The organism is Paracoccus fistulariae, from assembly GCF_028553785.1.
Taxonomy (GTDB): Bacteria; Pseudomonadota; Alphaproteobacteria; order Rhodobacterales; family Rhodobacteraceae; genus Paracoccus; species Paracoccus fistulariae.
Map to the genome: position 1 here is coordinate 1,021,449 of NZ_CP067136.1, position 12,896 is coordinate 1,034,344.

General features: G+C 63.6%; 14 protein-coding genes. 6 read left to right on the forward strand and 8 right to left on the reverse strand.

Annotated features, from left to right (window positions below):
* Positions 1 to 92 precede the first annotated feature (92 nt).
* The 4 genes from rplT to pyk all read right to left on the reverse strand — a co-directional run bounded on the left by rplT (position 93) and on the right by pyk (position 2,489).
* Positions 93 to 452 (reverse strand): 50S ribosomal protein L20, encoded by a 360-nt coding sequence (gene rplT / locus JHX87_RS05075; RefSeq protein WP_271882869.1) that lies wholly within the window; start codon positions 450 to 452, stop codon positions 93 to 95.
* Positions 453 to 467: 15 nt separating this feature from the next.
* Positions 468 to 668: a 50S ribosomal protein L35 gene (rpmI, locus tag JHX87_RS05080; RefSeq protein ID WP_187793478.1), complete on the reverse strand. Its 201-nt coding sequence runs from the start codon at positions 666 to 668 to the stop codon at positions 468 to 470.
* 110 nt (positions 669 to 778) lie between these two features.
* On the reverse strand, positions 779 to 1,006 hold the full coding sequence (locus tag JHX87_RS05085) for a hypothetical protein (protein ID WP_271882871.1): 228 nt from the start codon (positions 1,004 to 1,006) through the stop codon (positions 779 to 781).
* A gap of 37 nt (positions 1,007 to 1,043) precedes the next feature.
* Positions 1,044 to 2,489, reverse strand: a complete 1,446-nt coding sequence (pyk, locus tag JHX87_RS05090; protein WP_271882873.1) for a pyruvate kinase — start codon at positions 2,487 to 2,489, stop codon at positions 1,044 to 1,046.
* Positions 2,490 to 2,601: 112 nt separating this feature from the next.
* Between pyk and JHX87_RS05095 the strand changes: the two genes are divergently transcribed.
* Positions 2,602 to 3,342 carry an N-formylglutamate amidohydrolase gene (locus JHX87_RS05095; RefSeq protein WP_271882874.1) on the forward strand — a complete coding sequence of 247 codons (741 nt, stop codon included), beginning with the start codon at positions 2,602 to 2,604 and terminating at the stop codon, positions 3,340 to 3,342.
* A 67-nt stretch (positions 3,343 to 3,409) separates the two neighbouring features.
* Here JHX87_RS05095 and JHX87_RS05100 read toward each other — a convergent pair whose 3' ends face one another.
* On the reverse strand, positions 3,410 to 4,270 hold the full coding sequence (locus JHX87_RS05100; protein ID WP_271882876.1) for a D-amino-acid transaminase: 861 nt from the start codon (positions 4,268 to 4,270) through the stop codon (positions 3,410 to 3,412).
* Positions 4,271 to 4,429: 159 nt separating this feature from the next.
* Between JHX87_RS05100 and JHX87_RS05105 the strand changes: the two genes are divergently transcribed.
* The gene (locus JHX87_RS05105) at positions 4,430 to 5,386 is read left to right on the forward strand and encodes an L-malyl-CoA/beta-methylmalyl-CoA lyase (protein WP_271882878.1); all 957 of its coding nucleotides are present in this window, start codon (positions 4,430 to 4,432) and stop codon (positions 5,384 to 5,386) included.
* A gap of 759 nt (positions 5,387 to 6,145) precedes the next feature.
* Here the strand turns inward: JHX87_RS05105 and JHX87_RS05110 are convergent.
* Both JHX87_RS05110 and JHX87_RS05115 read right to left on the reverse strand, forming a co-directional pair.
* Positions 6,146 to 7,012 (reverse strand): TIGR02186 family protein, encoded by an 867-nt coding sequence (locus JHX87_RS05110; RefSeq protein ID WP_271882879.1) that lies wholly within the window; start codon positions 7,010 to 7,012, stop codon positions 6,146 to 6,148.
* A complete protein-coding gene (locus JHX87_RS05115; RefSeq protein WP_271882880.1) occupies positions 7,012 to 7,926 on the reverse strand; it encodes a sulfite exporter TauE/SafE family protein in 915 nt (304 codons plus the stop codon). The genes JHX87_RS05110 and JHX87_RS05115 overlap by 1 nt, the downstream gene beginning before the upstream one ends.
* A 179-nt stretch (positions 7,927 to 8,105) precedes the next feature.
* Here JHX87_RS05115 and surE point away from each other — a divergent pair, with 179 nt between their 5' ends.
* From surE to JHX87_RS05130, 3 genes are read left to right on the forward strand one after another with little or no spacing between them, the layout of a single operon-like run.
* Complete coding sequence (surE, locus tag JHX87_RS05120) at positions 8,106 to 8,924, forward strand: 5'/3'-nucleotidase SurE (RefSeq protein WP_271882881.1); 819 nt, start codon at positions 8,106 to 8,108, stop codon at positions 8,922 to 8,924.
* On the forward strand, positions 8,921 to 9,583 hold the full coding sequence (locus JHX87_RS05125) for a protein-L-isoaspartate(D-aspartate) O-methyltransferase (RefSeq protein ID WP_271882883.1): 663 nt from the start codon (positions 8,921 to 8,923) through the stop codon (positions 9,581 to 9,583). The genes surE and JHX87_RS05125 overlap by 4 nt, the downstream gene beginning before the upstream one ends.
* Before the next feature lie 35 nt (positions 9,584 to 9,618).
* Positions 9,619 to 10,752, forward strand: a complete 1,134-nt coding sequence (locus JHX87_RS05130) for a LysM peptidoglycan-binding domain-containing protein (RefSeq protein WP_271882885.1) — start codon at positions 9,619 to 9,621, stop codon at positions 10,750 to 10,752.
* A 32-nt stretch (positions 10,753 to 10,784) separates the two neighbouring features.
* Here the strand turns inward: JHX87_RS05130 and JHX87_RS05135 are convergent, their stop codons facing one another.
* Positions 10,785 to 11,330, reverse strand: coding sequence for a TetR/AcrR family transcriptional regulator (locus JHX87_RS05135; protein ID WP_271882886.1), 546 nt, complete (start codon positions 11,328 to 11,330; stop codon positions 10,785 to 10,787).
* 90 nt (positions 11,331 to 11,420) lie between these two features.
* Between JHX87_RS05135 and JHX87_RS05140 the strand changes: the two genes are divergently transcribed.
* The gene (locus JHX87_RS05140) at positions 11,421 to 12,893 is read left to right on the forward strand and encodes an MFS transporter (protein WP_271882888.1); all 1,473 of its coding nucleotides are present in this window, start codon (positions 11,421 to 11,423) and stop codon (positions 12,891 to 12,893) included.
* Positions 12,894 to 12,896 lie beyond the last annotated feature (3 nt).

A 12,896-nucleotide genomic window follows, 5' to 3' on the forward strand; every position in this document is an offset into this window, starting at 1 on the left:
GCCGCGTTTCGCCGCACCCTGTCACGAAAAAACCCTGCCGGACGTAAGTCAGACAGGGTTCAGTTGGAAACGGGTAGGAAAACCCGATCCTGTCAGGCCGCAGCCTTCGCCTTTTCGACGATTGCACCGAACGCGTCGGGTTCGTTGACGGCCAGATCGGCCAGAACCTTGCGGTCCACTTCAATACCGGCTTTCGACAGCAGGTTGATGAAGCGCGAATAGGTCATCTCGGCATCAACCGCGCGCACGGCCGCATTGATTCGCTGAATCCACAAGGCGCGGAAATTGCGCTTGCGGTTCTTGCGGTCGCGGGTGGCGTATTGGTTGGCCTTGTCGACCGCCTGCGTGGCGGTGCGAAAATTGCGCGAACGGTTGCCATAGTAACCTTTGGCCTTGTCCAGCACCTTCTTGTGACGGGCGTGGGTAACCTTACCGGATTTAACTCGTGCCATCTGTCAGTCCTCCGATCAGCGGTTATAGGGCATGTATTTCTTGACGATCTTGGCATCCGCATCCGACAGGACGGTGGTGCCGCGCGCATCACGAATGAACTTCGTGGTCCGCTTGATCATGCCGTGGCGCTTGCCGGCCTGGGCGGATTTCACCTTGCCCGAAGCCGTGAACGAGAACCGCTTCTTGGCGGCCGATTTGGTCTTCATCTTCGGCATTTTCGTCTCCTTCGATCAGAGTGAACGCGCGCCTCGGCAATGCCATCTGGCCGGACGCACGGGTCGGAAGCGCGCCGTATAAGCGCAGCCCCGGCTTTTGGCAAGGGGGATCAGGGGTTTTCTGGCACCGTTTCCGTCACTTGCGACCAGGCCTCACCGATATCCGAGACCTGAAACGGCTGCGGATCCAGATAGGCCGCCGCAAAGATCAGCACGATCCCCACGATCAACGTCACCGCCGCGGCCCGTGGCGGCTGAAGGCGCAGCAACTGCACCACCGCCAGAACCACCGAGATCACGCAAAGCGCGATCCCGCCAAGAAGCAAAAAATCCGTCATGCCATCCCCCTAAGCTCGCAACAGGATAGCGTCCTGCTTATTCCGGATCGCTGGCATAGATCAAACGCTCATCGCAGGGCGCGATCCGCACGATATTGGTCGTACCCGGCACGTTGAAGGGCACACCGGCGACGACCACGACCTGACGGGTCTCGTCTGCGAAACCGAAATCGCGCGCGGCGCGGGTGGCATTGACCACCGCCTCCTTGAAGCGCGACAGTTGCGGGGTGATCACGCAATGCGTGCCCCATGTCAGCACCATGCGACGCACCACGCCTTCCAGCGGGCTCAGCGCGATGATCGGTACGCGGGGCCGTTCGCGGGCGATCAGGCGGATGGTCTTACCCGACTGGCTGAAGGCGCAGATCGCGGCAACATCGGTGGTTTCGGCAATCTCGCGCGCGGCGGTCACGATGGCATCGGCCACGCTGTGCAACTCGGCATGGCGCGAGGCATCGATGATATTGCGATAGTTCTGATCCGCCTCGACCGAGCGGGCGACGTTATCCATCGTCGTCACCGCCTCGACCGGATAGCTGCCCGCGGCACTTTCGGCCGACAGCATCACCGCATCCGTTCCCTCATAGATCGCGTTCGCCACATCGCTGACCTCGGCCCGCGTCGGCATCGGGCTCTCAATCATCGATTCCAGCATCTGGGTGGCCACGATCACCGGCTTGGCCGCAGCCCGGCACTTGCGCACCAGACGCTTCTGGATCGGCGGCACCGAATGCACCGGCAGTTCGACGCCCAGATCGCCGCGCGCCACCATGATCCCGTCCGAGGCTTCCAGAATCTCGTCAAAGGCCCGCACGGCGGCCGGCTTCTCGATCTTGGACAAGACCGCAGCCCGGCCCTTGGCCAGCTTCTTGGCCTCTTCGACATCCTCGGCCCGCTGCACAAAGGACAGCGCCAGCCAGTCGACGCCAAGCTGACAGGCGAATTCCAGATCCGCGCGATCCTTTTCGGAAAGCGCCGCCAGCGGCAGCACCACATCGGGCACGTTCACGCCCTTGCGATCCGAAATCGTCCCGCCCACGGTCACCGTGCAATTGGCGAAATCCGATCCGCATTCATCGACGCGCAGCCGGATCTTGCCGTCATTGACCAGCAATTCGCTGCCCGGTTCCAGCGCCTGAAAGATCTCGGGGTGCGGAAGCTGCACCCGGTTCTGATCGCCCGGCGCCTCATCCAGATCAAAGCGGAAACGCATCCCCTCTTCCAGATCATGCGCCCCTTCGGCAAAGGCGCCCACACGCAGCTTCGGCCCTTGAAGATCGGCCAGAATCGCGATCGGACGCCCGGTCTCTTCCTCGATCGCGCGAATCGTATCGTAACGCGCCCGGTGATCGTCGTGATTGCCGTGGCTCATGTTCAGGCGAAATACATCGGCACCCGCCTCGAACAAGGCCTTGATCATCTCTTTCGAGGATGATGCCGGGCCCAGCGTGGCCACAATCTTCACATTACGATGTCGTCTCATCAAGTCGCCCCTTCACGTTTAGCGCTATCTATGCAGCAAATTCAGTCCTGCGCAACTGGCGTCGGCGGTTACGGTCGCATAGATAATCTGCACGATGACCGATGAAATTGCCATGACAGAACCCGCTTTCTGGACCAGCGGCGAAGACCGCCCCTCGCGCTGGCTGATCACCTGCGACCACGCCACGAACCGCGTCCCCGACTGGATCGGCGGCGGATCGCTGGGCATCGCAGCCGCCGATATGGCGCGCCACATCGCCTTCGATCCGGGCGCCGCGGGCGTCACCCGCGAACTCGCCAACCAATTGAACGCCCCCGCAATCTTCGCCGATTTCTCGCGTCTCGTCATCGACCCGAACCGGGGCGAGGATGACCCCACCCTGCTCATGCGCCTCTATGACGGCACGGTGATTCCGGCCAATCGACATGCCGGGCCAGAGGATCGCGAAAAACGCCTGAATGCCCTGCACCGCCCCTATCACGCCGCGCTTGACCGGATCGCATCGCAACATCCCCAACGCTGCATCTGCGCCATTCACAGTTTCACCCCGCAATTGCGCGGCCGCCCGCCCCGACCGTGGCAAATCGGCATCCTCTATTCGCACCGGGACGACCGGCTCGGCAGACGCATGGTCCAGGCCTGCCGCGATCAGGGCTGGATCACGGGCGATAACCAACCCTATTCGGGCCATCTGCAAGGCGATTCCATCGACCGTCACGCGCTGGCCCATCAACGCCCCAACCTGCTGATCGAGCTGCGCAACGACCTGATCGCCACGGCCGAAACCCAGGCCGCATGGGCTGCCAGACTGGCCCCGGTGATCACCGCAACGCTGGCAGAGTCCCAACTCTGAGATCTTCTTTGCAGAAATATCCTCGGGGGTCCGGGGGCAGACAGCCCCCGGCCAGCGCCACCACTCCTCAGACAGCAGCCTTGCGCATCTCCTCGACATAGATCTCGCGCAGGCGCGTGGCGACAGGACCGACCTGCCCCGAACCGATCGCCGCCCCGTCGATCTCCACCACCGGCATCACGAAGGCAGAGGCCGAGGTCACGAAGGCCTCATCCGCCCCCTGCGACTCCTCGATGGTAAAGCTGCGCTCTTCCACTTTCATCTGCGCCTCATTGGCAAAGCGCAGCACGGCGGCCCGGGTGACCCCGTGCAGGATATCATTGCTCAGCGCGCGGGTGATGATGGTGTTGCCCTTGACGATATAGGCGTTGTTCGAGGTCCCTTCGGTCACCAGCCCGTCTTCCACCAGCCAGGCATCATCGACGCCCCGCGCCTTGGCCTCCATCTTGGCCAAAGACGGGTACAGCAATTGCACCGTCTTGATGTCGCGCCGCGCCCAGCGAAGATCCTCGACGCTGATGATCTTCCAGCCGGTCTTCGCGGCGGGGTTATCTGCCAGACCCGCCTTCGCCTGAGTGAACATCACCACGGTCGGGCGCGTGCCCGCAGGCGGAAAGGCGAAATCGCGATCGCCGGGATTGCCGCGCGTCACCTGCAGATAGATCAGCCCGTCGCCTATCCCGTTCTTCGCGATCAACTGCCGATGCGCCTCCAGATACTCTTCCTCGCTCAGCGGATTATCCATCTGCAATTCATCCAGCGAGCGCTGCAGACGCCGGATATGCCCGCCGAAATCCAGCAGTTTGCCATCGAGCACACTGACCACCTCATAGACGCCATCGGCCATCAGAAAGCCGCGGTCGAAGACAGACACCGTCGCCTGATCCTCGGGCAGATACTCCCCATTGACGTAAACGGTCCGCGTCATCAGTCTTCCTCCGTGGCGATGCTGTAGCTTGATGTGGTCCTGCGCCCAAACCGCCTTTAGGTCAAGCCGGATCACGTGATGCAGGGAAGCCTGTTGCATCATCCGGCGCGAAAGATTATTGCTCTGCCAAGCCACTTTTTAAACGAACTGGACCCAAGCATGAGTTTCCGGATACAGCCCCAAGCCCCTGCCCGCCTGAATCGCTGCCAGCTTTTCGGCCCGGGCTCTCGCGACAGCCTGTTTGCGAAAATGGCGAAATCCGATGCTGACGTGATCAATCTGGATCTGGAAGATTCGGTGGCGCCCGATGACAAGGATCAGGCCCGCCGCAATGTCGTCCAGGCGATCGGCGATGTGGATTGGGGCGACAAGACCCTGTCGGTGCGCATCAACGGCCTCGACACGCCCTATTGGTATCGCGACGTGGTCGATCTGCTGGAACAGGCCGGCGAAAGGCTGGACCAGATCATGATCCCCAAGGCCGGGAATGCCAGCGATATCTATGCCGTGGATGCGCTGGTCACGGCGGTCGAAAAGGCCAGGGGCCGCAAGAAGCCGATCAGGTTCGAGGCGATCATCGAAAGCGCCGCGGGCATCTGCCATGTCGAAGAGATCGCCGCTGCCTCGCCCCGGATGGAGGCGATCAGCCTCGGCGCAGCCGATTTCGCCGCCTCGATGGGCATGGCCACGACCGGCATCGGTGGCACCCAGGAAAACTACTACATGCATCGCGAGGGGCAGAAATACTGGTCCGACCCCTGGCATTGGGCACAGGCCAAGATCGTCGCCGCCTGCCGCACCCATGGCGTGCTGCCCGTCGACGGCCCCTTCGGCGATTTCAGCGACAGCGAGGGCTTCCGCGCCCAGGCCCTGCGCTCGGCCACATTGGGCATGGTCGGCAAATGGGCCATCCACCCCAGTCAGGTCGCCCTGGCAAATGAGGTCTTCTCTCCCTCCGAGGCCGCCGTTTCCGAAGCACGCGAAATCCTTGCGGCGATGGAAGAGGCCAAGAAGTCCGGGGCGGGCGCAACAGTCTATAAGGGTCGGCTTGTCGATATCGCCTCGATCAAGCAGGCTGAGGTGATCGTACGACAGGCCGAACTGATCGCCAAGTGATCCAACCCGGCGGCGCAGATCAGTGGAGGGATCAGCGCCGCATCACGGGAGGAGGAAGGCCCCGCCATCGCGCGGGGCCTTTTTATAGTGCAGAACATTGTATGTTGGCAGTAGGCAGCAACGGCGGCTTTGAGCCCGTTTTGGCAGATGTTGCGCGTCGTCCTAATGTCGGCTTGCCTGAACGTGGCCAAAAACGTGACAGAACCAAAACAGGTTTCGCCAAGGGTTTGTGGCACGAGATTTCCTTGCGATCTCGGCAACGTGCGGTCGCGTGCCAAAAACGACCGCTTTCGTCACTCACAGACAATGTGACTCGGCCGTTGCCCTCTTGAATAATGGCGTCCGCGCTGCTATCTTCTCGCGTAGCCGTGCTTCGGAGCATATTTCCGCAGGCCGTTCACTTTATGTGAACGTGCCCGAGGTCGTCCTCAAGCGCCGCGGCCGCTGGGCGCACTCTTTTCAACCCCTAATCGGGCTGGAGAGGTGCGAAACGCCCACCAGCCTCGCAAAGAAGGAGACCGGGCGTGGGCAAATCAGAGATCTGTCTGATCTTATCCATCACACTTGCGCTTTTGAAGTATTACTGGGGCGTATGATTAGTGTGAGGGAGGCTTACGAGCCTCTCTCACCGCCGCGATGCAGCGTCAAAACAGACCGTTTTTATCTTTGTCGTTTCTTCAAACCCGACTTTGGTGCAGCCACAGCAAAAGCTCACTTCGTCCCGCATAGCCGCCATCTGCTGCTCACAGAAAATTCCCATCACGCCCTGCGCAAGCTTCGGAATGCAGCGGAGGCGCCCCAGCCGGCGATGACTGCGACGGCCAGCGACATCAGCCCGTAGATCAGCGGCTGATCGAAGGCCAGGCGGTACAGCCAGCGCTCCAGCCCGACCTTGCTGACGGTGATCGGCGCGACGAAGGCGTCGACCACGCGGCCGTCGCGCAACAGGAAGATGCGGGTCTTGTAGGCGCCCTCGATCAGGTTTGCGGGCAGGCGGACATCGGCGCGGAACAGGGTCTGGTCGATGATCGAGACCGCGTTTTCATCCAGCCGGTACAGCCCCTCGCCCTTACGGATGCGCAGCAGCGCCTCGGTAAAGGGAACGGTGCTGTCGACGTCTTCCCGCCCGGCAAAGGCGCGCATCGCATGGGTCAGAGAGATCCGGTAGCGATTGTCCCATTCCGGGCGCAGGATCTGATCCAGCGGCCCCGAGGTCGCCACGGCATAAAAGCTGGGCGCGGCGGCGATGCGCACGGATTGGGCATTGACCCAGATGCCCGCCTTACGCTCCTTGCGCCAGACGGTGGCGCTGCCAGAGGGGGCCTCGACGGTGATGATCACCTCGATGGGCGGGCCGGGCGGGATCGCGGTTTCGCGCTTGACCGCGCCGTAGATCAGGATGTCAGAGCCGTCGAAGCTGGCCGTGATGGCAACCGAGTCGCTGGAGAGGCCCGCCACCACCTGCTCATCGGGATGCACGACGGTTTCGGCATCCGGCACGCTGGGATTGTCATAGATGGGCTGGGTCGGGCTGCCCTGACGCTCGATCAGCGGTTCAGAGCTGTCCTGCGCCCAAAGCGGCATTGCCAGGCAGGTCGCGGCCAGAACGGATAGCAGCGCGCGCATCACTTCACTCCCGCCGTGATTTCGTAAAGGTCATCGGGCGTCAGGAACAGGTCCAGGGCCAGCTTGCCACAGACCAGAAGCACCAGCAGCGCCAGCAGGATCCGCAATTGCTCGGCCCGCAGCTTGGCGCCCAGTTGCGTGCCGATCTGCGCGCCGACCACGCCGCCGATGATCAGAAGCACCGCCAGCATCACATCCACGGTATTATAGCTGACGGCATGCATCAGCGTCGTGAAGGCGGTCACGAAGGTGATCTGGAACAGCGATGTGCCCACCACCACCTTGGTCGGCATGCCCAGCAGATAGATCATCGCGGGCACCATGATGAAACCGCCGCCCACGCCCATGATCGCCGCCAGCACACCGACGGCCACCCCCACCAGAAGCGGAGGGAAAATGCTGATATACAGCCCCGAGGCGCGGAATTTCATCTTCAGCGGCCATTTATGCACCCAGTTATGCTGGTGCAGACGCTTGCGATAGGTCGGGTTCTTGGACCGCCGCATGGTGCGGATGCTTTCCTGCAGCATCATCAGCCCGATCAGCCCCAGAAACACCACATAGCAAAGCTGCACGACCAGATCGATCTGGCCCAGACTTTGCAGGATGTTGAAGACGATCACCCCGAGGAAAGAGCCGATCAGCCCGCCAACCAGCAGCACGCCGCCCATTCGGAAATCGACGCTTTTGCGTTTGACATGGGCCAGCACCCCCGAGACGGACGAGGCCACGACCTGATTTGCGCCCGTCGCCACCGCGATCGGAGGCGGGATGCCGATGAAGAACAGCAAGGGCGTGATCAGAAAGCCGCCTCCGACACCGAAAAGGCCGCTCATCAGTCCGACCAGCCCGCCAAGACCGATCAGCGTAAATGCGTTCACCGAAACTTCGGCAATGGGCAGGTAAATCTGCATATCTCTCGCGCCATTTGCGTTCGCGTCAGGATGCAACGCGGGCGGCGACAGGTCAAACCGCTTTCGGTGCGGTGTCAATGGCTTGAAGCGCCGCGCGTGGCTCGGTAAGCAAAGATACGGAAGATTTTTTGTATCGGGTTGCGCGCCTGCGGGCGTGCCCGAGCTGGCACGGGGGCAGAATGCGCATCCTCATCACCAATGACGACGGCATCAACGCGCCGGGCCTGAAGGTTCTGGAACAGATCGCCGCCGAGCTTGCCGGAGCTGACGGCGAGGTCTGGGTCGTCGCCCCCGCCTTCGAACAATCGGGCGTCGCCCATTGCATCAGCTATGCCCATCCCACCATGGTGGCGGAACTGGCGCCACGCCGATATGCGGCCGAGGGCAGCCCCGCCGATTGCGTCCTGGCCGCCATTTACGACATCATGGTCGGGCAATTGCCAGATCTGGTGCTGTCGGGCGTGAACCGCGGCAATAATGCGGGCGAAAACGTGGTCTATTCCGGCACGATCGGCGCTGCGCTGGAGGCCGCGTTGCAGGGCATTCCCGCCATTGCCCTGTCGCAATATCTGGGACCGGCAACCGCGAAGCTGGATGATCCCTTCGACGCCTCGCGCATCCATGGCGCCGCCCTGGTCGGGAGGATTCTGGATCACGGGAACTGGGGTCAGGATGACGACTACCGCCTGTTCTACAACGTGAATTTCCCGCCGGTCGCCGCTGATGGCGTGCGCGGCACCCGCGCCGCGCCGCAGGGCCGCAGGCGGGGCACCAATTTCGGGGTCCAGCCCTATACCGCGCCCAATGGTCGCCGCTTCATGTGGGCGGTCGGCGGCGCGCAAAATGCGCCCGCCGTCAGCGGCAGCGATGTCGCGGCGAATATGGACGGCTATATCTCGGTCACGCCGATGCGGGCGGATCTGACCTGCCACGCATCGCTGACCGGCCTGCAGGCTTCGCTGCAGGGCAAGCCACCTCAGAACGGGGCAGAGCAATGAACGCCGACGATCACGAAGAGGACAGCCCCGCCGAACGCAAGATGCGCTTTCTGTTCCAGCTGCGCTCGCGCGGGGTGACGGATCCGCGTGTGCTGGAGGCGATGGAGCGCGTGGATCGCGGCCTGTTCATCCGTGGTCAGTTCTCGGATCGCGCCTATGAGGATACGCCATTGCCGATCCCCTGCGGACAGACGATCAGCCAGCCGTCGGTCGTGGGGTTGATGACACAGGCGCTTGCGCCCCGGCAGCGCGATACCGTGCTGGAGATCGGGACAGGCTCGGGCTATCAGGCGGCGGTGCTGTCGGGCCTGTGCCGCAGGGTCTATACCGTCGACCGCCATCGCCGTCTGGTGCAAGAGGCCGAGGCGATCTTCCAGCAGCTTGGCATGTCCAATATCACCGCGCAGATTGCCGATGGCTCGCGCGGCCTGCCCGATCAGGCGCCCTTCGACCGCATACTTGTGACCGCCGCAGCCGAGGATCCGCCCGGCCCGCTGTTGGCACAGTTGAAGATCGGCGGTATCATGGTGGTGCCGGTCGGACAGTCGGATGCAGTGCAGACGCTGATCCGCGTGACCCGGACCGAGACAGGCTTTGACTATGACGAATTGCGACAGGTGCGCTTTGTGCCACTGGTCGAGGGGCTGGGACAGACATAGCCCCCTTCCGCGCAACCGGACATGAGGACGACAGGATGAGCAGAAATTTCAAATGGTTGGCTGCGGGCGCAGCCCTTTCCCTATTGGCATCATGCGGCGCGAATGGCGCCTTCGATCCGGATTTCCGCCGCTGGGCGCCGGGCGGGCTGAACACGGCGGATGCCGCCGCGCGCGCAGCGCCCCGCCCTGCCCCTGACAGTCGCGGTCTGATCAACTTCCCCGACTATCAGGTGGTCATTGCCGGCCGGGGCGACACGCCCGCCAAGATCGCGCAGCGGCTTGGCCTGAACGCGAATGAGCTGGCGCAGTATAACGCCCTGCCCGCCGATGCGACGCTGAATACAGGCCAGCCGCTGGTCCTGCCGCGCCGCGTGGCGGCGGGGACGGGTGGCGGCGGCGGCACGGCAGCGGTTGCCGATCCCTTCGCGGGCCAGCCACAGGCCGCAACGGCCGCGCAAAAACCCGCCCCCGCGCCGACCAGCACCGCAGCCCAGCCGCGTCAGCATGTCGTGGCCTCGGGCGAAACGGCATGGTCGATCGCCCGGAAATACGGAACCAATGTGCAGGATCTGGCCGAATGGAACAGCCTGCCCGCGAACATGTCGCTGCGCGTGGGCCAGCGGCTGATGATCCCGGTCGCGGGGCAATCCCCCCCCGCCGCCAAGGCTGATGGCACCACCGCGCCGGGCGCAGGCAGCCCGACACCGCGCCCGCCCTCATCCTCTGAGCCCCTGCCCGATGAAAAAACGGCCACTGCAGGCGATCCCGGCCCGAAGGCGCCCGAAACCAATCTGGGCGCGACCCGCACGGCGGCCAGCAGCGGCGGGCAGTTCCAGATGCCGGTCTCCGGCTCGATCATCCGCGTCTATGACAAGGGCAAGAATGACGGCATCGACATCTCTGCCACCGCCGGCGCCCCGGTCAAGGCTGCGGGCAGCGGCACGGTTGCGGCCGTGACCAAGGACACCTCGGGCGTGCCCATCGTCGTCGTGCGCCATACCGGCAATCTGATGACGGTCTATACCGGGCTGGACAATGCGCTGGAGGTGAAAAAGGGCGATACCGTGACCTCGGGCCAGCCGCTGGGCAAGGCGGGCGGCGGCGGCTTTGTCCATTTCGAGGTGCGACAGGGCTTCGACAGCGTCGATCCGGAGAAATACGTCAACTAGGCTGTGTGATCGACGACATCCACCCTGCCCTATCAGATCTCGCCCTTCGACAGCTTCTTGATATCGGCGAATATCTGATCCCATTCGTCATCGTCGATCTGCATGAAGTGCATGAAGCGCAGAAGGAACGTTCCCTCGCTTGCCAGAAAGGCCAGCCGCTGCCTGCGTCCCGTCAGCGTCGAGACGTCCACGCCCGCCAGCCTGTTGCGATACCATGTCCGTGTGCTTTCCAGATCCTCGGGCGTTTGCAGCAGGGCCGCCATCAGGCTGGCCGCCTTGGCATAAAGCGCCTGATCCCCCTGATGCGTCGCGGTCAGATGCGCGGCGATGCGGAGGGCGGGATCGTCGGAGGCACCGAGCAGCGCATCGAAACGCCGGTCGTAATCTGCCGACCAGCGCTCGAACATGGCGTCCAGGATCTCATCCTTGCTGCGGAAACTGTATTGGACGCCGCCCTTGGTGATGCCGCAGGCGCGGGCCAGCGCGTCGATGGTCAGCGCCGCGGCACCCTTGTGCCGGACGATCTCTTCCGCGGCATCCAGCAACTGATCCCGGTCGATTTTGCGTGGTCGTGCCATGGGCCCGCTTTCATTTCCATACGAACGTATTTAAACATCGGGGAGACGATTCGTCATGCCCGAAATACCCCTGTTCTCCAAGGTTGGAAAATGCAGACCCGCTCTCCCTGGCTTGTTCTGGCGATTGTATCGACCGCGCTGTTTCTGATCGTGGTCGATATGACGGTGCTTTATACGGCGCTGCCCCGGCTGACGCAGGATTTGCGGGCCACGGCGGTCGAGAAGCTGTGGATCGTGAATGCATATTCGCTGGTGGTGGCGGGGTTGCTGCCCGGATCGGGCGCGCTTGGCGACCGTTTCGGGCACCGGCGGATGTTCGTGATCGGGCTGGTCATCTTTGGCGTGGCCTCGCTGATCGCGGGGATGGCACCAAGCTCGACCGTGCTGATCGGGGCGCGGGCGCTGCTGGCGGTGGGCGCCGCCGCCATGATGCCCGCCACCCTGTCGATCATCCGCCACAGTTTCGAAGACCCGGCGCAGAGGTCGCTGGCCATCGGGGTCTGGGCCGCCGTCGCCTCGGGCGGGGCCGCGATCGGGCCGCTGATGGGCGGGATCCTGTTGGAGCATTTCCACTGGGGCGCGGTGTTCCTGGTCAATCTGCCGATTGTCGCGCTGGCCATCCCGCTGACCCTTCATTACGTGCCGCGCGGCACGTCCGGGGGCGGCCATCCCTTCGATCCGGTGGGCTCGGTGATGATCCTGATCGGGCTGATCAGCCTGACCCTGGCGATCAAGGAGATCGCCAAGCCGCAGCCCGGCTGGGCGGGCTTTGCGCTGCCCGCCGTGATCGGGGTCGCGGCGGTCTGGCTGTTCATCCGCCGCCAGCGGCGCGGGCCGCATCCGATGATCGATCTGGCGCTGTTTCGCGATACGCGCTTTGCGGCGGGGGTGATCGGGGCCATTTCCTCGGCTGCGGTTCTGATGGGGCTGGAACTGGTCATCAGCCAGCGCCTGCAACTGGTCGCGGCGATGACACCCTTGCAGGCCGGGCTGTTCATCCTGCCGATCCCGCTGGCCTCTTTCGTGGCCGGACCGCTGGCCGGCGTGCTGCTGGGCCGGATCGAGACCGGCAAGGTGCTGACCTGGTCCTTTGCGCTGACGGCGCTTGGCGTGGCGGGCTACACGCTCAGCTTCGATGGTCAGGCCTGGGCGCAGCTGACCTCTTTCGCGGCGATCGGCGGCGGGATCGGTGCGGCGATGACGGCCGCCTCTTCGGCTATCATGCTGAATGCCCCGGCCCATCGCGCGGGCATGGCGGCCTCGATCGAAGAGGTGTCCTATGAACTGGGCGGCGCCCTGGGCGTGGCGCTGCTGGGCAGCCTGATGTCGGGCGTCTATACCGCCGCCTATCTGGCGGGCGGCGATCCGGGCGCGGCGATGGCGGCGGATTCGCTGGATCAGGCGATGCTGGTGGCCGAGACGCTGCCCCACGAGCAGGCGGCGCAGATTCTGTCCACGGCGACCGCCGCTTTCGAGAGGTCGGTTTCCGTGGTGATGATGGTCTCGACCGCCATCCTGATCGCGGCGACGCTGTGGATTGCGCGGCTGTCGCGGATCATCTGATCG